The sequence below is a fragment of the Streptomyces sp. NPDC041108 genome (genome assembly GCF_055592645.1).
Genome location: NZ_JBVIYK010000001.1, coordinates 482,138 through 503,451, shown reverse-complemented (window position 1 = coordinate 503,451; position 21,314 = coordinate 482,138). Strand labels below are relative to the sequence as shown.

14 protein-coding genes and 2 pseudogenes are annotated in these 21,314 nt (G+C 70.4%); 7 read left to right on the top strand and 9 right to left on the bottom strand.

The window, feature by feature from the left end; translation table 11 throughout:
• Positions 1–41: 41 nt before the first annotated feature.
• A complete protein-coding gene (locus tag ACZ6BB_RS02060; RefSeq protein ID WP_471613398.1) occupies positions 42–473 on the bottom strand; it encodes a PPOX class F420-dependent oxidoreductase in 432 nt (143 codons plus the stop codon).
• Between the two features lie 164 nt (positions 474–637).
• Here ACZ6BB_RS02060 and ACZ6BB_RS02055 point away from each other — a divergent pair, with 164 nt between their 5' ends.
• The 4 genes and pseudogenes from ACZ6BB_RS02055 (at position 638) to ACZ6BB_RS02040 (ending at position 5,344) form a co-directional block, all read left to right on the top strand.
• Positions 638–2,386, top strand: a complete 1,749-nt coding sequence (locus ACZ6BB_RS02055; protein ID WP_471613397.1) for a serine/threonine-protein kinase — start codon at positions 638–640, stop codon at positions 2,384–2,386.
• A gap of 92 nt (positions 2,387–2,478) precedes the next feature.
• Positions 2,479–2,715: pseudogene (locus ACZ6BB_RS02050) on the top strand (hypothetical protein); the annotation flags it as partial.
• An 841-nt stretch (positions 2,716–3,556) separates the two neighbouring features.
• Positions 3,557–4,063: pseudogene (locus ACZ6BB_RS02045) on the top strand (acyltransferase); the annotation flags it as partial.
• Between the two features lie 342 nt (positions 4,064–4,405).
• Positions 4,406–5,344 carry an alpha/beta fold hydrolase gene (locus ACZ6BB_RS02040; protein ID WP_471613396.1) on the top strand — a complete coding sequence of 313 codons (939 nt, stop codon included), beginning with the start codon at positions 4,406–4,408 and terminating at the stop codon, positions 5,342–5,344.
• Between the two features lie 69 nt (positions 5,345–5,413).
• Here ACZ6BB_RS02040 and fxsT read toward each other — a convergent pair whose 3' ends face one another.
• The 8 genes from fxsT to ACZ6BB_RS02000 all read right to left on the bottom strand — a co-directional run bounded on the left by fxsT (position 5,414) and on the right by ACZ6BB_RS02000 (position 17,753).
• Complete coding sequence (gene fxsT / locus ACZ6BB_RS02035) at positions 5,414–9,403, bottom strand: FxSxx-COOH system tetratricopeptide repeat protein (protein ID WP_471613395.1); 3,990 nt, start codon at positions 9,401–9,403, stop codon at positions 5,414–5,416.
• Positions 9,400–10,746: an FxsC protein gene (gene fsxC, locus ACZ6BB_RS02030; protein ID WP_471613394.1), complete on the bottom strand. Its 1,347-nt coding sequence runs from the start codon at positions 10,744–10,746 to the stop codon at positions 9,400–9,402. Before fsxC ends, fxsT begins: the two co-directional genes overlap by 4 nt.
• Before the next feature lie 4 nt (positions 10,747–10,750).
• Positions 10,751–11,338: a TIR-like protein FxsC gene (locus ACZ6BB_RS02025; protein ID WP_471613393.1), complete on the bottom strand. Its 588-nt coding sequence runs from the start codon at positions 11,336–11,338 to the stop codon at positions 10,751–10,753.
• Positions 11,339–11,576: 238 nt separating this feature from the next.
• Complete coding sequence (locus ACZ6BB_RS02020; RefSeq protein WP_471613392.1) at positions 11,577–14,084, bottom strand: FxsB family cyclophane-forming radical SAM/SPASM peptide maturase; 2,508 nt, start codon at positions 14,082–14,084, stop codon at positions 11,577–11,579.
• Positions 14,085–14,117: 33 nt separating this feature from the next.
• Positions 14,118–14,273, bottom strand: a complete 156-nt coding sequence (gene fxsA / locus ACZ6BB_RS02015) for an FxSxx-COOH cyclophane-containing RiPP peptide (RefSeq protein WP_063649857.1) — start codon at positions 14,271–14,273, stop codon at positions 14,118–14,120.
• 334 nt (positions 14,274–14,607) lie between these two features.
• Positions 14,608–15,642 (bottom strand): ATP-binding cassette domain-containing protein, encoded by a 1,035-nt coding sequence (locus ACZ6BB_RS02010; RefSeq protein WP_471613391.1) that lies wholly within the window; start codon positions 15,640–15,642, stop codon positions 14,608–14,610.
• Positions 15,643–15,650: 8 nt separating this feature from the next.
• Positions 15,651–16,727 (bottom strand): ABC transporter permease, encoded by a 1,077-nt coding sequence (locus ACZ6BB_RS02005; protein ID WP_471613390.1) that lies wholly within the window; start codon positions 16,725–16,727, stop codon positions 15,651–15,653.
• A gap of 6 nt (positions 16,728–16,733) precedes the next feature.
• Positions 16,734–17,753, bottom strand: coding sequence for a sugar ABC transporter substrate-binding protein (locus ACZ6BB_RS02000; protein ID WP_471613389.1), 1,020 nt, complete (start codon positions 17,751–17,753; stop codon positions 16,734–16,736).
• A 332-nt stretch (positions 17,754–18,085) separates the two neighbouring features.
• Here ACZ6BB_RS02000 and ACZ6BB_RS01995 point away from each other — a divergent pair, with 332 nt between their 5' ends.
• The 3 genes from ACZ6BB_RS01995 (at position 18,086) to ACZ6BB_RS01985 (ending at position 21,279) form a co-directional block, all read left to right on the top strand.
• Positions 18,086–18,214, top strand: a complete 129-nt coding sequence (locus ACZ6BB_RS01995) for a hypothetical protein (protein WP_471613388.1) — start codon at positions 18,086–18,088, stop codon at positions 18,212–18,214.
• 275 nt (positions 18,215–18,489) lie between these two features.
• Positions 18,490–20,367 (top strand): 3D-(3,5/4)-trihydroxycyclohexane-1,2-dione acylhydrolase (decyclizing), encoded by a 1,878-nt coding sequence (iolD, locus tag ACZ6BB_RS01990; RefSeq protein WP_471613387.1) that lies wholly within the window; start codon positions 18,490–18,492, stop codon positions 20,365–20,367.
• Positions 20,368–20,508: 141 nt separating this feature from the next.
• Entirely contained in the window at positions 20,509–21,279 is a 771-nt protein-coding gene (locus tag ACZ6BB_RS01985; RefSeq protein ID WP_471613386.1) for a GntR family transcriptional regulator, read from the top strand.
• The last annotated feature ends 35 nt before the right edge of the window (positions 21,280–21,314 follow it).

Sequence of the window (21,314 nt, the reverse complement as noted above, 5' to 3'; positions counted from 1 at the left end):
CACGCCCCACCGCTGGGCCCCGGGCCGGCCCGCAACCGCCGTCAGCCGAGCGCGGCACCGTACACGTGGTCGACCGTCAGCACGACCAGGACCCGGCGGTCGGAGACCATCACCGAGCGGTACTCGTCCCAGTCCGGGTGCTCCCCGGCGGCGGCCCGGTAGTAGTCGACCAGGGCCTGGACCTCCGGGCCCTCGGGGTCGGTGCCGGGTCCGACGAGGTGGACCGTGCCCTCGGCCGTGGCCCAGGACATGCCGTCGGAACTGGTCACCTCCAGTGCGGCACGCGGGTCCCGGCGCAGGTTGGCGGTCTTGGCGGTCGCCTCGGTCGTGGAGATGCGGATGACCTCGGCCTCCTCGTCGTAGGAGGGCATGACGGGCGACAGCTGGGGGCGGCCGTCGGCCTTGAGAGTGGCGAGGACACCGAGCCGGCTCTTCGCCAGCAGGGCACGCGGATCGAACGAAGTGGCGGTCATCCGACCATCATCGGCCCTCACCGCGGCTCCCGGGCGGCAGCGCCACGCCAAGCGGGGCACCGCCGCCCCGTGCCCCGCGAACCCGCTCCTCCTGTCGGGCCCTTGGCCGGGGCCGGATAGGCTGACGAGGCGAATCGAACGTATGCGGGGCTGGCGGAGGGCACGTGGTGTCGGACGTAGGGCGGCTCGTCGCCGGGCGCTACCGGCTCACGGAGCAGATAGGCCGCGGCGGCATGGGCACGGTGTGGCGGGCCGGGGACGAGGTCCTCGGCCGTCAGGTCGCGGTGAAGCGGCTGCACGTGCAGCCGCATCTGTCCCCCGACGACCTGGTCACCCTGTACGAGCGCACGCGCCGGGAGGCCCGGAGCGCGGCCCGGATCGCGCACCCGAACGTGATCGTCGTCCATGACGTCGTGGACGACCACGTGGACGGTCATGTGGACGGCGTTCAGGGTGGCTTCGAGGGCGGCCCCGGTGACGGCCGGCCCTGCATCGTCATGGAGTACGTCCCGGCGCCCACGCTCGCCGACCTGCTCACGGACGGCCGGACCCTGCCGCCGGAGGAGGCGGCCCGTATCGGTCTGGGCATGGTCGCCGCGCTGCGCGCTGCGCACGCCGCCGGCGTACTGCACCGGGACGTCAAGCCCGGCAACGTCCTGCTCGCCGCAGAGGGGCGGGTCGTCCTCACCGACTTCGGCATCGCGATGACCGCCGACGCCTCCACCCTGACCAGGACCGGCGAGATGGTCGGCTCCATCCACTACATGGCCCCGGAGCGCATCCGCGGCCAGAAACCCGGCCCGGCCTCGGATCTGTGGGCCCTGGGCGCGACCCTCTACCAGGCCGTCGAGGGCCGCCCGCCGTTCCGCCGCCTCACCGCGATGGAGGCCGCGTACGCCATCGCGGTGGACCCCCTGGAGCCCTTGAAGCAGGGCGGCGCCCTCGAACCCCTCATCGAGGCCCTCCTCGCCAAGGACCCCGCGGACCGCCCCGACATCGATCAGACGGAACGGGCACTGCGGGCCGCGGTGTCCGGGCAGGCCATGACCGCCCTGCCGACACCGGGAGCCGGGGGCGGCCGGGTCGGCGGAGTTCCGGACAGCGGGGTGACGGGCGACGGGAACACCTTGCCCGGCGGCCGGTCCACCGGGGAGTCGCACGACGATCCGAAGACCGGCGAAGGGCACACACGCCGGGGAACCACATCAGGAACGGGAACGGGAACGCGCACGGGAGCGGGAGCGCCAACAGGCCCCGAGGCCGGTCGTCAACCGTCCCGGCAGGGCCGGAGGAAGCACCGGATCCTCGTCCCGGTCGCCGTGGCGGTGGCCGTGGCCGCGATGGTCGTCGGGGCCGCGCTGTACCTGACGGCGAACCCTGACAGGAACACCACGTCCCCGAGCGGCGGAAAGACGAGCGGCGGAAAGACCAAAACCGCCGCCTCGCCGTCCATCCCGCCCGTCCCCGACGGCTTCCACCTGGTCACGGAGAAGGGGCTCGGTGTGTCATTCCCCGTTCCGGACGGCTGGAAGGCCAGTAAGCGGACGTCAGGGGAAGTTGTCTACACCGACGAGACCGGGCTGGCCCGCCTGGCCATCGGCGTCGTGGACCCCGCCGGCTCACACCCCATGGCCCACTTCAAGGACATCGAAGCGAACACGAAGGTCAACTACCCCACCTCGTACCGGAAGCTCCGCATGCAGAAGACCACCTTCCGTGGGCAGCCGGCCGCGGTGTGGGAGTTCACCTTCCAGGGGCGGGCCCGGTCCTTCCGTGCCATCGACCTCGGTTACGGTCGGGAAGGCGAACGGGAGTACGACATCTACCTTTCGGCCCCGGACGCGGACTGGGACGCCCACCGCCCTGTCTTCGACAGAGTCAGGGACGGCTTCATCGTGTCTCGCCCCTCGTAGCGGGAAGCCCGCGACTGCGGGGGGTGCCCCCCTACGGGTTTCGTCAAGGAGATCGGGCTGCGTCGAGGATCGGCGCCGGGCGGCATGGCAGGGTGTCTGATCTGCTGTGGGATGACGTCGAGTACTTCTTCGACCTTGATGAGATGGGGTCGCTGCCGGACGTGCGTGTCCCTGACGCCTCGGTGGAGGACTGGCAGGCTGTCCTGGACCTGATCAGCGCGAGCGGCTGGCAGTGCCAGTACTCCGAGGGTGACGTCGTGATGCCGCTGCCCCGGGCAGAAGCAGTGTTGTCCCGCCCGGCTGATGCCGAGTGCCCGGACCTGCGAGTTTGACCGACGGCCGATGTGCTGGCGGCCGGGTCCTCGTCGAAGCCGACGATCATCTCCAGCTCTGCGATGGTCTCGTCTTCGACGACGATGGCGCGCAGGGTGTGTGGCAGCGCGCGGGGCGGTGATCGACCCGCTGCCGCAGCGGCAGTGTCGGCTCCGTCCGTACCGCAGCATCCGCGTCGGCACTCCTCACCATCCATCCCCGACATCCTTTTCCCGCCCGGCATCCGGATCCCGACGACCGGCCGTACAACGCAGACCGGAAAGACTGTCTGGCAGTCAACTTCCTTCCTGTCCTGCCCAGTTGACCTACCACTGGGTAATCTTACGGACAGCCCTCGCCACCACGAGAGTTGAGACGACGAAGTACCCTTGCATGCCGAAAGGTGTCAATTCGTGGCTAACGTAAAGAGACTGCTCGCGGGCGCCTCCGCAACATCCGTCGCGGCGACCGCGATCTTTGTCGGGACGGTCGCACTGGCGGCTCCGGCGCAGGCCAATGCGCGGGACTGCCGACAGTATCTGGCGGACCGGGGTTACACGGTCGGGACCTGGGTCAGGCGGGCCTGCAACATCGGCCAATCAGGGGGCGGCCCCAGCGATTGGGGAATGTGCTGGCAATTGCTCCGGGACCTCGGTGTCCGTAACGCACACGCCGAGAGGGCATGCACTCTGGCGGACAGCTGATCCGGTACATCTGATGGATCCCCCTGCTCCGCAACACACCCGGGGCAGGGGGATCCATCACACCCCGGGCGCGGCCTCCAAGACGTTCACCGAGGCCGCCGACCGGGGACTGGAAGGTGACCCGCACCCTCCTCGACTCTTCGTGTGCGCTGAGTGGGGCAGCCCCTCGGCCGCCACCGGCCGTCTTCAGGTGGTCAACGGCTACTACCGGCTGACGCGGGGTTCCTTCGCGCAGTACGGGGTACCCGTTCCGCATCCGGAGAGGGTCGTGGACGCGGTTCTGGACCACTCCCGCGACACACGCCACCTCGGCGCGGGCCGCGAGAACGCGTGCAACGTCCTTGATGTCGCCCATCCGTTGTGGCTGTGCACACGGCAGCCGGGCGGTGCGGACGGAGACGGCGACGGCGACGGCTACGGGTCGGCCGAGATCCGCGCGTGGGCCGAGCGCCGGCTCGCCGCCGTCCTGACCCGCTGGCAGGACGGCCGAGGGTTCGGATTCGGAGGGGGTACGGCGGGGCCCGGCCCGGAGCCGGGGTTGCAGGGCACGGAGATGTGGCTGGCGATCGTCTGGCTGCTGGCCGGCCTGCTGGGCCGCTCCGACCTCCTGGGCTATCGGCCGCGCGGTGTGCACCGCCCCGAACCGGCGCCGGGGGCGTGACACGCGCCACTTCCCGGAACGTCAGCGTCCGCCCTGCTCCGTACGGGTGGATGTGTGTTCACCCAGCTGCCGGGCATCACGAAGGTGCGGAACGGACGTCGGAAGCGCGATGAGGCGGCATATCCCATGACTCACTCGGTCACCATCAATTCCATCCTCATCCGGCGACTCGTGCCCCGGTGCACTACCTTGGGGCGTGAACAGCCGAGTGGCCCACGTTTACCCAATTCTTGCCACATGAAGCCAGAACGGCTGAGCAGCTACTAGGAGCGGGGCCTCCCATGCGTAATGCTGGGAGGTCCCGCGCTTCACTCCACAGCCGCTGGCACGGGAGGGCATCGGGTGGTCAAGACAGTGAAGACGCCGTCCGGCGGACGGACGATCGCCTACGAGACCTGGGGCGATCCGGACGCACACCCGGTGTTTCTGCTGCACGGAACTCCCGGAAGCCGACTCGGGCCCCGGCTGCGCACCTTCGACCTCCACAAGCTCGGCGTACGGCTCATCGCCTACGACCGGCCGGGGTACGGCGGCTCCGACCGCCATCGCAGACGCACGGTGGTCGACGCCGCCGTGGACGTCAGCACCATCGCCGAGGACCTGGATCTCAAGAAGTACTCCGTGGTGGGCAGGTCGGGAGGCGCACCACACGCCCTGGCCTGCGCGGCCCGGAACATCGGCAGCCAGGTGGCGAGCGTCGCCGCGTTGGTCTCGCTCGCTCCGCCCGATGCCGACGGCGACGGACTCGACTGGCACAAGGAGATGTCCGAGTCCAACGTGTCGACCTACGACCTGCTCGACCGCCATGCCCCCGACGTGACCGAACTGGGTGCGCTGCTGGCCCGTAACGCCGAGACCATCCGCCGCGATCCGACCGTGTTCCTGGCGTCCCTGCGGGAGGAGATGCCCAGCGTCGACCGCGTGATCGTCGAGGACGCCGGCATCCGCCAGCACCTCCTGCGGAACTATCTGTCGGCGGTGGGCCGGGCTGAGCAGGGCGAGGAGGAGTCGGTCGATCCGCGCGCGCCGATGGGCTGGGTGGACGACCTGGTCGCGTTCCGGACGCACTGGGGGTTCGAACTCAAGGAGATCGACGGTTCCGTGCCCGTGATGCTGTGGCACGGCGAGCGCGACGTGTTCGCCCCGGTCGCCCATTTCCACTGGCTGACCAAGCGGATCCCCTCGGCCAAGGCCGTACTGCAGCCGTCCGCCGCCCACTTCGCGGCGCTGCCGGCCCTTCCCCAGGTGCTCGCCTGGGCCCGGGACTCGGCGGGGCGCTGACCCGGCACACCGCGCCGGGTGCGCGGCCGCCACCGATACCGGTACCGGCCGCGCGTACGGGCCCGTCGCTCAGATCGGGTGCGGCTCCAGGTCGAGGCAGCTGAGCTTCCACTCCTGGAGGGCCACCACGCGGGGGTGTTCCCGGCCGATGCGCTTGCTCAGCGCGGCCAGGGTGTCATGGTGCTTGGTGCGGGCCGCGTCGGCCCGGCCCAGATGGCTCAGGACGACGGCCAGGTTCCCGGCACAGGTCAGTGTCGACGGGTGGGTGGGGCCGAGCACCTCCTTGAGCAGCTCGTAGGCGTCGTGGCTGGTCTTCCTGGCCTCGTCCCACTTGCCGAGCGCGGCCTCCGCCACGGCGAGGTTCGCGCGGCAGATGAGCACATAGGGATGGTGGTCGCCGTTGAGTTCACAGAACGTCGCCTGCGCCCAGAGCAGCAACTCGTAGGCCCTGTCGGCCGCTTCGGGGCGGATGGTGGCGATGTCGTCCAGCAGCAGGACGGCGTAGTTGACCGAGCAGGCCACCGTCTGGGAGTGGCCGTCCCCCAGGTTGTTGCGCAGGTCGTCCAGGACTCTGCGGATGAGGGTCAGCGCTTCGTCGACGCGTCCCTGGGCGGCCATGTCGCCCGCCAGGCTCATCTCCAGGAGCGAGCGTTCCGAGGAGGATCCCTTCTCTCCCTCGGGGGTGCTCCTCAGCACATGGCGCACGAGTTCCTCGGCCTCCACCGGCTGGCCCGCGCGGCGCAGGGAACCGGCCAGGCCCTTGGCCGTGTTGAGCACGGTCGGCGAGCCCTGGGTGAGGCGCGGATTGCGCAGACAGCGTTCGTAGGCCCGCTTCAGCAGGGTGACGGACTCCTCGTAGTCCCCGCAGTCACGCAGGTCGCGGCCGAGGTTGACCGCCGACTCGATGGTCAGCGGATGGTCGTGGAGCTGGATCGCCTCCCGCAGTTCCAGTGTCCTGCGGTCCAGTTCGCGCGCCTTGTAGTAGTCGCCGGAGAGCCGCAGGGCGACCGCGAGGTTGTTGGCGGCGCTGAGGGTGCGCGCATGGTCCTCGCCGTAGATCAGCTCGTATCTCTGGTACGTCTCCTCGTCGTACCGCAGTGCCTCCGTCAGGCGGCCCAGACCGCGCAGGTCGGCCGCGATGCTGCTGGTGGTCATGAGGATGTGCTGGTCGTCCTCGTCGTCCAGCACGGCGAGCTGCCGCTCCAGGATCTCCTGGTCCAGGGAGAGCGACTCCTCGTATCTGCCCTGGGCACGCAGGATGTTGGCGATCTGGAAGCGCATGTGGAGCGTCCAGCGTTCGTCCGGCGGTCCCAGTGCGGTCCAGGCGTCCACCCGGCGCACGCTGTAGTCCATCGCCTGGGTCAGCTCGCCCCGGCGGCGCAGCTGGCGGACGCGGTCGACGAAGAGTTCCCTGATGCCCTCGTCGGACGACGTCTCGGCCCAGGGCGTACCGAGGTGCGGCCAGATGATGCGGTACTTCTCCCAGGTGTTGGGGTTCTCGGGGTCGTCTCCGTTGGGCCGGGCGGCGATCAGCGAACGGTAGACCACCTCGCGGGCGTCCTCGCGCTCCGCCTCGGTCATCTCCTCGCGCATGGCGATCTGCATCATCCGGTGCACCGTCAGGCTTCGGGCCTTGCGGTCGACCGTGACCAGGGAGAACCGGCTCAGCTCCTTGTAGGCGCGGGAGACGGTGCGTGCCCCGCCCAGGGCGCGGGAGACCTCGACGCCCTCCAGCAGGTCCATGGAGATGGGCTCGGGGCTGTAGTAGGAACAGATCTGCAGGAGCTTCACCGCCGGGGGGAAGTTCTCCTTCAGCTGTCCGAGCGCGAACTCCCAGGTGTTGGTGCTGGACTTGACGACCTCGCCGACCGTGTTGTCGGCGGGGGCTCCGGTGGCCTGGGGCTGGAGCTGCTTGATGTAGCCGCGGACGTCGACCCTGGTCTGCTCGATGTAGGCGGCGGCACGTTCGATGGCGATCGGCAGGTCGCCCAGGGCCTCCGCGATCTGGTCGGCCTCCGGCCAGCCGCAGTCGGGCAGGCGGCTGTGCAGGTGGGCGATGCTCTCGTCGCGCTCGAACACGGGGACGTCGACGGTGTCCACGAACCGGCCCCAGCCCTCGGAGCGCTGGCTGGTGATCAGGATGTGGCCGCCTCGGCCGTCCATCATGAACTCGGGGAGGTGGTCGGCCTCGGTCACGTTGTCCAGGATGAGCAGCCAACTGCCGTACGGCTCACCGTGGTTGAGGGCCTCGTACACCGTCTTGGCGGTGTCCGTGGGGTTGGTGCGCTCCGGCAGGCCCAGCGACTCGGCCATGCCCGCGTACCGCTCGACGGCCAGGATGCGCTGCTCGGCCTGGATGTGCCAGATGACGTCGTAGTCGCTCCGGTAGCGGTAGGCGAACTCCTGGGCCAGCAGGGTCTTGCCCACGCCGCCCATGCCCTTGAGGACCAGGGCTCTGGTGTCCTCCCGCCACAGCTTCGCCCGGATGCCCTCCAGCAGTTCGGTGCGGCCGGTGAAGGACGAGGTCCGCAGCGGGACCGAGAAGATCGGCGGTTCCGCCCCCGGGAATCGGGGCAGCTTCTGCTCGGCGCCCGTGAAGTGGTTGCGCGTCAGCGACTCCGCCGACCGGCCGAAGCTGCTCAGCAACGCCTCCCGGCCCGCCTCCCCCGTGTCGCAGCGGGTCATGTCGGCGAGCTGTTCCGTGAAGGGTGCGTCCAGCGACAGCTTGCGGTCGACCTGCATCGAGACCAGCTGGTGGGCGCGCCGGTCGCCCTCGGCGTAGACCGCCTCCCAGGTGGTGCGGAAGCGGGACGATCTCAGATACGCCTCGGAGAAGATGACCAGGGTGTGCGAGGCCGACTCGACGCCGCGCTCGATCTCGTCCCTGCGCTGCGCGCTCTCGACCGTGCCCTCCTGCGCCAGGTGCACCTTGAAACCGGCCTGCTCCAGGACCGCGCCCGCCCAGTGGGCCCAACTGCGGTCCTGCGGAACGAAGCTGACGTAGACATCGGAGATGCGCGGCGGACGGTGACGGGTGTACCGCTCCAGGGTCTTGCGGCGCAGCGGCTCGTCGATGCGCGGCATCGAGGCGACCTGCCCCTCGGTGATGACCTCGGTGAGTCTCTCGTAGGCGGCGAGCAGGCTCTTGGGGTCGCCAGGCTGTTCGCGGAAGGGGGCCAGCGTCTCCTCGTAGGAGTAGATGGGCCGGTAGGGGATCTCCACGCTCCCCCAGTAGTCCTCCGGGTCCTGGTGCGGGATGTGCTTGCGCACCACGCGGTCGAAGCGGTACTGGATCTGTCCGCGGGCGGCGTCCAGCCGGTCGGCCTCGGCGTTCTCGACGCGCATGGGGACCGGCAGGATGCGGATGTCCCGGTTGCCGTACATCCCGTCGATGCGCTCGGCGACGCCGGCCGCGCCCTCGATGCTCTGGCTGCTCGGGGTGAAGCACGTGACCAGGGTGTGGGGCAGGTTGACGGTGCAGATGTCGGAGATGTCGTTGAGCCCGGTACGGCTGTCGATGAGGACGTAGTCGAAGTTGCCGACGAACTCCCGCTTCAGCGCTTCCAGGAACCTGGTGGCCAGCGGCCCGTCCATGAAGGGCTTCCAGTCGAACTGCGAGAACGCCGACAGATAGCCCTTGTTCTTCGTCCCGGCCGGGAGGTAGTAGAGCTGGCCGCCCTCGGGGAAGTCCCAGTCGACCTGGATCAGGCAGCTGTTGAGGGGGATGCCGTCGGCCGCCCACATGTCGACCGAGATCGACGATTCGGAATCCAGTTCGCCCGGGCGTTTCTGCTCCGCGACGGCGGAGGACTGGAGCATGGACTGGGTGGAGCGGCTGACCAGTTCGAGCACGCCCGGCGTGGAGCGCAGCTGGTTCTCGCTGAGGAAGGGGTGCAGGAAGCGGTCCAGGCCCGGAGCGTCGAGGTCCCAGTCGACGACCAGGACCGCCTTGCCCGCGGAGGCCAGGATCCAGGCCGTGTTGGCGAGCGCCATCGTCCGTCCCGTACCGCCCTTGTACGAGTAGAACGTGATGATCCTGCCCGCGTCGTCGCCGGTCATGGCCTGCCCTCCACGCGACGTCCGTCGCTCGGTGCCCCGTCGTCCCTGCCGGCGTCGGGCCGTCGGGGCAGGTCCGCACCGGATTCCGGAACATCCCGGGCGTCAACGGCGCTCCGGGACAATTGCGAATGAATGTACCGTAGATACCGGATCTTGGTCGCCTCGGCCAGCTCGCTGAACCAGCGGGTGAAGACATCCGCCCCGGTCAGGCCGCGCACCGCCTCCTGCTCCCCCGTCCGTCCCTCGCTGAGGAAGCGGGGGAAGTGGGAGAGCAGCAGTCCGCGCAGCCGGTCGGACTGCTCCTTGGTCTGCAGGTCGTCCCCCGCCAGAGTACTCAGCACCCCCGTCCAGGGTCGGCGGGCCCTGTCGAACTCCCTTGCCTGGGCGGCCATTTGAGGGTCCTCCAGAGCCCAGGGGTCCACGACCAGGATCCAGGGCGCCGTCGGGATCTCCTTGCTCCTCAGCTCCGCCTGGTGCTTGTGGAAGGGATGCACGGTGGGCGCGAAGCCGAGGTTGCGGGCCAGCGCCTCCATCTGCTCGACCAGCGGTCCCACCGCCTGCCCGTAGGGCCGCCAGTCGTCGACGCGGGGGCCGTAGCGCGTGTTGTCACGGCCGACCGGTAACTGTTCCTCGGTCGGGGCGAGCACGGTGATGTGCAGCGGGGAGGCGAAGGGCGGATCGGCGAAGGCGTCGTCCAGCCCGGCCAGGGTCGTCGGTTCGGCCGTCCGTCCCCCGCCGGAGTGCGCCGGGGGCTGGCGGGGCACCGTGGCCGCCTCGTCGACGATGCGCCGGGCGAGCCAGTCGGTCAGCTGGGCGACCTGGGCGGAGAACTGCGCCGCCATGTGCTCGTCGTCCGGGTCCGGGCGTTCGGCCAGGTCGATCACCTGGTCCAGCAGTCGGTGCAGCCCCATGGAGGCGTAGTTCTCGGCGGCCTCACCGAAGCCCTCCGGCACCTCGGGGTACTGCTGCTTGTCCTTGATCCGCTCGGGGAGCGACGTGGGCGAGTACGGCGTCCACAGCACCGGGACGATGCTCGGCCGCGCCCCCTGCACGCTCTGCTGCGTGACGGCGGTCCACTGACGCCCGCACTGCGGATTGCTGAAGTACCGCTTCGAGTACAGCGGGACGAAGACCTGGCAGCCGAGGAGCGCCTTGATCGAGCTCTCCCCCGGCGCCCCGGGCCGCTCGACGAAGCCGGCCTCCTCCCGCGGCACTCTCGCGTGGCGGGCCACTTTCCCGCACAGTTCGTCGAAGAACCGGAAGACCAGGCGGTTGGGGTCCTGGGAGATGTCCCGGTGCCGGGGAGCAGGAACCCGCGCATAGCTCATGAAGAACATCGGCATCCCGCTATTCCCCCTCGAAGACGTTCCGGAGGTCACTGAACAGCTCCACGTCGCACGGTTCCAGGCTGGTCTGCTGAGCCACTCTGACGATCATCTGGGCGAGCGCCCATACGGAGCTGCGGTACTTGGCGTGGCGGCCCGCCTGCTTCAGTCCGTAGAGGCCGGACTGCAGGTAATCCTTACCCAGATCGGTGTGGGCGTACTGCACCTTGGCCGCGACGGTCGGCAGCGTCAGATGCTGCTCCCCCACCCACAGGACGGGGATGATCGCGTTGCCCGTGTAGGGCCGGGTACGGAGCTGCTGGCGCCGTGCGAAGGCGTCCCATTCCTTTCCGCACCATTCCCGCCTGAAGTACCGGCTGTTGTAGATCGGAACGAAGACCCGGCAGGTGGCCAGGGCCTGTTTGAGCCGGCCCTCCCAGTCGTCTCCGGGATGCATTCTCTTGTCCAGGAATCCCGGCAGTTCCAGACCATCGTGGTCGGTCAACTGCATGATGTCGCTGCATAACTGGACATGGAACTGCTCCAGCGCCACGTCCGAAGCGTCTTTCCTGGCCCGCACCCCCGCCAACTGCGTCCGTGCGTAGCTCATGAAGAACACGTACGGATCGGAGGAATCCGCCGACCGAGTCGCCTGAGATACCGCCTGAACCATGGACTCGCCTTTCCCCTCCCCCGTAAGCCCACCGCGGGCCCCTCCCAGGCCCCTACTTCGCAGCTGGATCTCCTCCAAGGATCCATTGGAACGCGAAAACCACCGCCGGTACCAGGGGTCGGGCCGGAGCAAGTTGTACCGGACACGGTTGCGAGGAAAGGGAGTTGGCTGACCATTACACCGCGATCGGACCCGTTTCGGCCACTCCGCCCAGTGTTTCCGCCTCGCCCCGCAACCCGCGTAGGAAACGGTGCCCGAGGGCCGTCAGCGAGCCGGTTCCGGCCACGGTGTCGAGGGCGTCCAGCACCGCCGTGCGCCACTTGTCGGCCTCCGCGGGGGAGCGTTCGTACAGGGTGGCGCCGACGTCGGCCGCTCCGCGACGGACCCTGATCCGCCACACGTCGGCGACGGCGAGGTGGGCGTAGGCGCCCTGGAGGATGGCGTCGAGGGGCCTGGCGTCGGGCCGCCACAGCACGCGGTAGCGGCGCTCGTCGACACCGTCGAGCAGGTCGAACATGTCGAGCATCGCACCCAGTTTGACGTGCTGGTATTCGTGGACGAGCAGCATGGCCAGGTCCTCGGCCGAGCGGGGCAGCGCGATGCCGACGGCACCGAAGGCGTGCCGGGAGGTGGCGCTGACGTCGTCGCCGGAGGGTGCGGGGGTGAGGGGGGTGACGGTGGTCAGGCCGGCGGCGATGCCCTGTGCGTAGTCGGCGTACTCCGTCCGGATCAGCTGCCACGCCTCCTCGAACATGACCTCCCAGCGTCGGAATTCGGCCTCGGAGAGCCGGGGCCGGGGCGCGTAGCCGTAGCAGTCGCGGGAGGGGTCCAGGTCGTCCAGGGCCACGTCCAGTCCGTCCGCGGACAGGTGGCGCAGCGGCTGCCAGATCATGCCGTCGGGCGGCCGCTCCCGGCCCAGGGCGCGTCCTTCGACGGTGAGGGCGGTGTCGGCCGCCGTCACCGTGAGCGTGCGGGCGGACCGGTCGCGGCTGCCGCCACGCAGCAACAGCCGTCCGATGCCAGGCAGATGGATCGCCGGGCCCTCGGAGCCGTGCCGCAGCGGGACGGTCAGGGTGAGCCGGCCTCCGGTGCGCGCGACGGCCGACAGGGCGGCCTCGGCCGGGTGGCCCTCGGCCCGCCGTCGCACCGACCGGCCGCAGGCGAGGGCCCATACGCGCAGGTACGGGTCGGCGAGCAGCACGTCCAGGGCGGCGGCGGGCAGGGCGAGGACCGCGTCCCAGCCGGGTGCCGAATCCACCGGGCCGCCGGTCACCGGGCCGCGCCCCGGGACCGCGCCCGGACCCGGGACCGGCGCCGGGCCGCCCGACCCCTGGGTGCCCGGTCCCTGAGTGTCCGGTGTCTGGGTGTCCGGCCCTTGGTTGCCCGGCCCCTGGTTGCCCGGTCCCTGGGTGTCCGCGCGGCGGGCGGCCGCCAGCAGCGCCCGCCGTTGGCTGTTCTGGGCCGCGGCCAGCGACCGGACCGCCGCCGTGCTGCCGTGTCCGGCGGCCAGTTCGTCGAAGTGGACCCAGGACAGGCCGTGCCAGCCGTGCCGGACGTCGGCGTCGTCGCGTTCCGCGCTCTGGACGTACTCGATGATCCTCAGCAGGTCCGCGCAGTAGACGGACGGGTTGTCGAAGCCGTTGGACCTGCGGTGGCGGTGTCCGTAGAGGCCGCCGCCGCAGACCGTCACGACGGGGCAGGCACGGCACTGCGCGCTGAGCCCGTCCAGTCCGGCGCGGCGGGCCTGGATGCCCCGGTGCGCGGCCGCCTCCTCCAGGCGGTGGGTGTCGACGTGCATACCGGTCTCGGGGGCTCCCGGATAGGCCGTCTTCAACCAGTCGGCCTGCTCCACGGCACCGTCGGTCTCCACCACGAGCAGGTCCGAACTGCCCAGCCCCAGCGCCTCGGTGAGGCTGCCGCGACCACGGCTCAGCCGGCTGATCGACTCGAACATCCGGATCCGCATCGGCATGCCGTCGGCGGTCCACTGCTTGTGCACGGCGATCAGCCAGTGGGCGTACTCGGTGCCGGTCTCCCCGCCGGGGCGGGGCGGCGGGTACTCCCAGGTGGCGTGCGGCAGCAGGAAGTCGACTGCGGGCGGGTCGAGTTCGGCCAGGGCCCGGTACACCTCCACCGGGTCGTTCTCGACGTCGATCGTGCAGAGCAGCCCGCCGAAGGCGGCGCGGTGGGCCGGCGCGCCCAGCAGGCGCACCGCGCGCACCACGTCGTGGTAGGAGCCGGAGCCGTCCCGTCTGATCCGATGGCGGTCGTGGGACGCCCGGTCCCCGTCGAGCGAGACGCTGGTGACGACCGACTCCTCGACGAGCATCGCGCAGAACGCGTCGTCCAGCCGCAGTCCGTTGGTCTGCATCCGCAGATCGAGCGCGGCCACGCCGTCGAGGGCCGAGCGCAGTGCGCGGGCGTAGCCGCGCAGCCGTTCCCGCCCGGCGAGCAGCGGTTCGCCCCCGTGCAGGACGACATGGACGCGAGGGAGCCGGTGGGCGGCGGCGTGCTCGGCGATCCGCTCGGCCGTACGACGGAACGTCTCCTCGGACATCGTCCCCGGACGCCGGCGCCAGCTCTGGTCGGCGTGCTGGTAGACGTAGCAGTGGTCACAGGCCAGATCGCACCGGCTGTGCACCTTGATCACGAACTGGCGGAAGGGCCGCGCCGCCACCGTCACCGGTACGGTTCCCCGTCGTTCCGGCCGGGCCGGTCAGAGCGACGACTGGAAGGCGGCCACCGGCTCTCCGCCACCTGCGAGCGTCCTTGCCATGGCCGACTCCTGAGCGGACTCCGGTACCTCGTCCAGTGAGGTGTCGTGCAAGTCCCTGACGACGCTCGTGGCGAAGGGCTGCTCGTACCTGTCCATAGGCGTCTCCTCGAGCGTACGGCTCCGGGCGGCACACCTCATGGTGACGGCCCGGTAACCGAACAGCAAGGCGATCGCCAGCCAAGTCGTGAATCGGGCCGACATCGACCCGGCGTCGGCGGCGGGGCCGGAACGGCGGTCCGGGGCTGGTGAACCGCGGTGGCCGGCGGGGGACTTCGCCTCCCGGACCGCCGTCGGCGCGCACGGCCGCGGCCGTCAGGATGCCTCTCCCGGGCGCCCCTCGGGGTGGCGGGCGCCCATGTTCGAAGAGCCGTCCTGACGACCGCGGCCGTGTCGTCGGCGTGACCGCTCACGGGGAGCGGCGGCCGGGGTGTTACGCGGCCCCGTCCTTCGAGGCGACCGCGGGTGCGGTGAGTTCCTCGGCTTCGGGGAGTTCCTCGACGTCCACGCCGCGCACCTGGGCGAGTTCGTGCTTGAGGGCGGCGAGTTCGGTGCCGCCCGCCATGTGGTTGGTGAGTTCGTCGAGGCTGACCTGGTCGCGGGCGGCGCTCAGTTCGAGGGTCCCCAGGCGCAGGACGCTGAAGTGGTCGCCGACCATGTAGGCGTGGTGCGGGTTGTGGGTGATGAAGATGACGCCGAGGCCGCGGTCGCGGGCGGCGGCGATGTACTTCAGCACCACACCCGACTGCTTGACGCCCAGGGCGGCGGTGGGCTCGTCCAGGATGAGGACCCGGGCGCCGAAGTAGACGGCGCGGGCGATGGCCACGCACTGGCGCTGGCCGCCGGAGAGGGTGCCGATGGGCTGGTCGAGGTCGTCCAGGACGATGCCCATGTTCCGCAGTTCCTCGTCCGCGGTCTTCTTCATCCGCTGGATGTCGAGGCGGCGCACGGGCCAGGGGCCCTTGGTCATCTCGGAGCCGAGGAAGAAGTTGCGCCAGACCGGCATCAGCGGCACCGTGGCGAGGTCCTGGTAGACGGTGGCGATTCCGGCGTCCAGGGCGTCCCGCGGGGTGGTGAAGCGCACCGGGTCTCCGTCGACGACGAACTCGCCCTCGGTGTGCTGATGCAGCCCGGAGATGATCTTGATGAGGGTGGACTTGCCGGCGCCGTTGTCGCCCAGGACGCAGGTGACGCGGCCGGGGTGGACGGTGAGGTTCACGCCGTGCAGGGCGCGGATGTTGCCGTAGGACTTGCCCGCCTCACGCAGCTCGACGATCGGGCGGTCCGGGCCGGGCGCCACGTCCCGCGCGGTGTCGTCGGCGGGGTCCTTCGCGGTGCCGCTCGCGGCGTCCTTCGCAGCAGCGTTCGCGGCGTCCTTCGCGGTGCCGTTCGCGGCGTCGTTCGCGGCGTCGTTCGCGGCGTCGTTCGCGGTCGCACCGTCGGCCGGGGATCCGTTGGGGTCGGTCATGGGGTGGTTCACCTCCGGGTCGCCTGGCTGCGGACCCACAAGTTGACGAGGGCGGCGATCAGGAGCATCACGCCGAGGAAGGCCTTGAACCAGTCGGGGTTCCAGTTGGCGTAGACGATGCCCTGGGACACCATGCCGAAGATGAAGGCACCGATCACCGGGCCCACCGCCGAGCCGTAGCCACCGGTCAGCAGACAGCCGCCGATCACCGCGGCGATGATGTACAGGAACTCGTTGCCCACACCCTCGCCGGACTGCACCGTGTTGAACGAGAACAGCAGGTGCATGCCCACGAACCACGCGCCCGCGCCGACGCCCATGAACAGGGCGACCTTGGTGAAGTTCACGGGCACGCCGACGGCCCGCGCACTGTCCTTGTTCCCACCGACCGCGAAGATCCAGTTGCCGAACCTGGTGCGCAGCAGCAGCCATGTCGCGATCGCCGCGAACGCCAGCCAGTAGAAGACCGTGACCTTGACCTCGACGCCGCCGATGCCGACCTCGGAGGCGAAGACGCTCTTGGCCTGGTCGAAGCCGTCCATGTCGCTGATGGAGTCGCTGGCGACGTTGCCGGTGAAGATCTTCGTCACCGCCAGGTTCGAGCCCTGGAGGATCAGGAACGAGCCCAGGGTCACGAGGAAGCTGGGCAGACCGGTCTTGATCAGCAGCCAGCCGTTGAACGCCCCCACGGCCAGCGACACGATCAGCGCGACGATCACGCCCGTCCACACGTTCACCGTGAGCTGGAAACTCAGGATCGCGGCGGTCAGGGCGGAGGTGGTGACCGCGACACCGGCGGACAGGTCGAACTCGCCGCCGATCATCAGCAGGGCCACCGGGATCGCCATGATGCCCATGACGGAGGCCTGGTAGAGCACGGTCGCCAGCGAACTGGCCTCCCGGAAGGACGGAGCCACCGAGAAGAAGAAGACGTACACCCCGATCGCGGCGATCAGCGCGCCGACCTCCGGGCGCGCCAGCAGCCGCCGTCCGAGCGAGCGCTGTGCGGTGCGCCCGTCCTTCTGGGTGCCGGCCGGCGGAGCCGGCGGCGAGGAACTCGCCGCCGGAGCCGTTGCTTGGGACATCTCAGATCACCGGGTGCCCTTCGCGGCGAACCCTGCGATCGTGTCGACGTTCTTCTTGTCGACGAACGCGGGGCCGGTCAGCACCGCTTCCTCGCCGCCGCCGCTGTAGTTGCCGTTGTTCTTGTAGAGCCACAGCGAGTCCACGGCCAGGTAGCCCTGCAGATACGGCTGCTGGTCGACCGCGAACTGGATGTCACCGCTCTTGATCGCGTCCGTCAGCTCCTTGTTCAGGTCGAAGGTGGCGACCTTCGCCTTGCTGCCGGCGTCCGCGACCGACTGGACCGCCGTCAGGGCGTAGGGGGCACCGAGCGCGACCACGTAGTCGATGGCGGTGTCCTGCTTGAGCTTGGCGGAGATGGTCGACTTCACGGACGGCATGTCGGTACCCGTGACGTTGAGGATCTGGGTGTCGCCCTCGAAGGTCTTCTTCACACCGGCGCAGCGCTGCTCCAGGCCGACGTTGCCCTGCTCCTGCACGACACAGACGGCCTTCTTCGCACCGACGTCGTTCAGCCGCTTGCCGAACGCCTCGCCCGCCACGCTCTCGTCCTGTCCGAAGAAGGACATCAGACCGAGGTTCTGCCAGTCGCTCAGACCGGAGTTGAGGCCGACGACAGGGATGCCCGCCTTGGTCGCCTTGGCCACGACGTCCTTCATCGCGTCGGGCTTGGCGAGGGTGATGGCGATGCCGTCGACCTTCTGGTCGATCGCGTTCTGCACGAGGTTGGCCTGGGTGCCGGCGTTCGGGTCCGCCGAGTAGATCAGCTCGATGTTGTCCTTGGCGGCCGCCGCCTGCGCGCCCTTGCGGACGATGTCCCAGAAGGTGTCGCCGGGGGCCTGGTGGGTGACCAGCGCGACCTTCATCCGGGGGGTGTTCGCCTTGCCCGCGGAGGCGTCCGCCCCGCCCTCCTCGGACTTCTTTCCGCCGGAACCGCTGGAGCAGCCGGCTATCAGCAGCGCGGATGCCGCGGCCATGGCGAAGAAGGGGGCCACTCTGCGCGAGCGGGAGTGAAACGTGCGGTCCATCTTTCCTGCACCTCACTGTGCGACGGGGGGAAAGGGATCGGGACAGCGTCGGGCGGAGCGCCCGCGCGGGCCCGGACTCGGAAAGTCCGGATCATTGTGCCGGTAGGCCGACTGCGCTGATTCGTTGGGACGGGATACAAACCCCTGACGGACCCCCCTGTCAAGACTTTGTTAAGACATTATTTCAGGAGCAGGTCAGGATGTCAGTACAAAGCCTTGACAGGGGGTCGCCCCGGGTCCTACACCTGGGATACATCCGGACCCGAGCGCGCGCATCCCCGGGCGCCGCGGGCCTCCGGAGGCCCGCATCCCCCGCCCGAGGAGCGACGCGCATGCCCGAGCCCGCCGAATCCCTCGATCCGGTCACGACGGCCGTATCGCAATCGATCTCCATCCGTTGCACACCGGCGTCCTTCTCGCGCGTGTCGAGCCCTGCGGCGCGGCTCGGCACCAGACGCTGAGGAAGCCCTCGCTCCGCGTCGACACGGGCAAGCGGCTGCCGCGGATCGACCAGGACGACCCCGTGCTTCCCGGCGACGAGGTGGGCAAGGATCAGGAGGGCGCCCACCGGAAGTGGTGCGAGGCCCCGCGCCCGCCCGGCGCCCGGGGTCCGGCCGTGGGCCGCTGTCTGCTCGACCCGGCCGGGGCGACGTGGAGAACGCGGTCGCCCCCCGGTCGGACCGCTCCGCACCACCCCGTAAGACACCCACCAATCACCCCGACCCGTGAGGTACCGATGCCCCAGTCCCCCACCCGCCGTCTGACCGTCGCCCAGGCGCTGGTGCGGTTCCTGTCCGCGCAGTACACCGAGCGCGACGGAGAACGCCACCGGCTGATCGCCGGGACCTGGGGCATCTTCGGCCACGGCAATGTCGCGGGCCTCGGCCAGGCGCTCCTGGAGGCCGGCGAGGAGGCGATGCCGTTCCACCAGGGCCGCAACGAGCAGTCGATGGTGCACGCCGCCGTCGGGTACGCCCGCCAGCTGAACCGGCTCTCCGCGCAGGCGGTGACCACCTCCATCGGCCCCGGCGCCACCAACCTGGTCACCGGCGCCGCCCTCGCCACCATCAACCGTCTGCCCGTACTCCTCCTCCCCGGCGACTACTTCGCGACCCGCAGCGCCGACCCGCTGCTCCAGCAGCTGGAGCACCCCACCGAAGCCGATGTGTCGGTCAACGACACCCTGCGCCCCGTCTCCCGTCACTTCGACCGGATCACCCGCCCCGAGGCGCTGATCCCGGCCGCCCTGAACGCCATGAGGGTCCTCGCCGACCCGGCCGACACCGGCGCCGTCACCCTCGCCCTCCCCCAGGACGTCCAGGCGGAGGCGTACGACTGGCCGGAGGAGTTCTTCACCGAGCGCGTGTGGCGCGTACGGCGTCCCGTGCCCGACCCGGTGGAGCTGGCGGAGGCCGTGCGGGCGATCCGCGGCGCGCGGCGCCCGCTCCTCGTCGCGGGCGGCGGCATCCACCACAGCGAGGCCGAGGAGGCGCTGAAGGCGCTGGTCGACGCCACGGGCATCCCGGTCGCGTCCACCCAGGCCGGCAAGGGATCCCTGCGCTTCGACCACCCGGGCGACCTCGGCGGCATCGGCCACACCGGCACGGCCGTCTGCGACGACATCGCCCGCACCGCGGACCTGGTCATCGGCGTGGGCACCCGCTACACCGACTTCACCACAGCCTCGAGCACCCTCTTCCAGACCCCGGACGTCCGTTTCGTCAACCTCAACATCGCCGCGTTCGACGCCCACAAGCTGTCGGCCCGGACGGTCGTCTGCGACGCGCGGGCAGGTCTCACCGCACTCACCGAGGCGCTGGCCGGCCACCGGGTGAGCGAGGCGTACGAGGCGGAGTACCGGGCCGGCAAGGAGCGCTGGGAGCAGGTCGTCGAGGCCGCCTACACCCCGGCCGACGAGCACGCCGCGCCCACCCAGACCCAGGTGCTCGGCGCCCTGGACGCGGTCGTCGGGGACGAGGACGTGGTCATCAACGCGGCCGGTTCGCTCCCCGGCGACCTGCACAAGCTCTGGCGGGCCCGCAGCCCGCGCCAGTACCACCTGGAGTACGGCTACTCCTGCATGGGCTACGAGATCCCCGCCGGGATCGGTGTCCAGCAGGCGGCGCCCGGCACCGCCGTCTGGTCGCTGGTCGGGGACGGCACGTACCTGATGATGCCGACGGAGATCGTCACGGCCGTCCAGGAGGGCCTGCCGGTCAACCTGGTCCTCATCCAGAACCACGGGTACGCCTCCATCGGCGGCCTGTCCGAGTCGGTCGGCGGCGAGCGCTTCGGCACCGCCTACCGCTACCGCGCCGCCGACGGCACCTTCTCCGGTGCCCCGCTCCCGGTGGACCTCGCCGCCAACGCGGCCAGCCTCGGCATGGACGTCGTCCGCGCCAAGACCGTGAAGGAGCTGCGCGACGCGCTGGCGACGGCCCGCGCCTCGGAGCGGCCCACCTGTGTGTACGTGGAGACCGACCCGGCGCCCACCGCTCCCCCGGCGGAGGCGTGGTGGGACGTCCCGGTCGCCGAGACCGCCGTGCGTCCGGCGGCCGTCGAGGCGCGCGCGGCGTACGACCGCGAGGCGGCCGGCCGGCGGCGCCACCTCTGACGCATCGCCGGACGCTTCCGAGGGGCCCGCTCATCGGAGCCCCTCGGTGCCGCGCCCTGCCGAACTCCCGGTACCTCACCGAGTCATGTCAGGACAATGCGATGACAGGGGTTCCTGTCATCCGGACGGACGGCTACTCTCATGGGCGTGACCAGCGCGACCACGGGGAGTACAGGGAGTCTCGGCCTCAGCGTCGACCGGAGCAGCCCGGTGCCGCTGTACTACCAGCTGGCCCGGCAGCTGGAGTCGGCGATCGAGCAGGGCGCCCTCGGCCCCGGCAGCCTGCTGGGCAACGAGATCGAACTCGCGGGCCGGCTCGGCCTGTCCCGCCCGACCGTGCGGCAGGCCATCCAGTCGCTCGTCGACAAGGGCCTGCTCGTACGCCGCCGGGGTGTCGGTACGCAGGTGGTGCACAGTCAGGTGAAACGGCCGCTGGAGCTGAGCAGCCTCTACGACGACCTGGAGGCGGCCGGGCAGCGGCCCACGACCAGGGTGCTGCTGAGCGAGATCCGGCCGGCCTCCGCCGAGGTCGCGGCCGCCCTGGGCATCACCGAGGGCGCCGAGGTGCACCTCGTCGAGCGGCTGCGCCTGACCCACGGCCAGCCGGTGGCGTACCTGGCCAACTTCGTGCCGGGCGGGCTGCTGGACCTCGGCACCGAACGCCTGGAGTCGACGGGCCTGTACCAGATGATGCGCAACGCCGGCATCACCCTGCACAGCGCCCACCAGAGCGTCGGCGCCCGCCTCGCCACCCCCGAGGAGGCCGAGCGCCTCGGCGAGCCGGAGGGCGCCGCGCTTCTCACCATGCAGCGCACTGCGTACGACGACACCGGGCGCGCGGTGGAGTACGGCACCCATGTCTACCGGGCCTCGCGCTACTCCTTCGACTTCCAACTCCTCGTCCGCAACTGACGTACGGGAAGCGGGAGTTCGGGTACGGGAACGGT

What these genes read in the sequence shown, in the direction of transcription:
- ACZ6BB_RS02060 (WP_471613398.1), bottom strand. Translation starts at nt 473, where the DNA reads ATGACCGCCACTTCGTTCGATCCGCGTGCCCTGCTGGCGAAGAGCCGG.
- fxsT (WP_471613395.1), bottom strand. Translation starts at nt 9,403, where the DNA reads ATGACCGGCGACGACGCGGGCAGGATCATCACGTTCTACTCGTACAAG.
- fsxC (WP_471613394.1), bottom strand. Translation starts at nt 10,746, where the DNA reads ATGCCGATGTTCTTCATGAGCTATGCGCGGGTTCCTGCTCCCCGGCAC.
- ACZ6BB_RS02025 (WP_471613393.1), bottom strand. Translation starts at nt 11,338, where the DNA reads ATGAGCTACGCACGGACGCAGTTGGCGGGGGTGCGGGCCAGGAAAGAC.
- fxsA (WP_063649857.1), bottom strand. Translation starts at nt 14,273, where the DNA reads ATGGACAGGTACGAGCAGCCCTTCGCCACGAGCGTCGTCAGGGACTTG.
- ACZ6BB_RS02010 (WP_471613391.1), bottom strand. Translation starts at nt 15,642, where the DNA reads ATGACCGACCCCAACGGATCCCCGGCCGACGGTGCGACCGCGAACGAC.
- ACZ6BB_RS02005 (WP_471613390.1), bottom strand. Translation starts at nt 16,727, where the DNA reads ATGTCCCAAGCAACGGCTCCGGCGGCGAGTTCCTCGCCGCCGGCTCCG.
- ACZ6BB_RS02000 (WP_471613389.1), bottom strand. Translation starts at nt 17,753, where the DNA reads ATGGACCGCACGTTTCACTCCCGCTCGCGCAGAGTGGCCCCCTTCTTC.
- ACZ6BB_RS01995 (WP_471613388.1), top strand. Translation starts at nt 18,086, where the DNA reads ATGCCCGAGCCCGCCGAATCCCTCGATCCGGTCACGACGGCCGTATCG.
- iolD (WP_471613387.1), top strand. Translation starts at nt 18,490, where the DNA reads ATGCCCCAGTCCCCCACCCGCCGTCTGACCGTCGCCCAGGCGCTGGTG.
- ACZ6BB_RS01985 (WP_471613386.1), top strand. Translation starts at nt 20,509, where the DNA reads ATGGGCGTGACCAGCGCGACCACGGGGAGTACAGGGAGTCTCGGCCTC.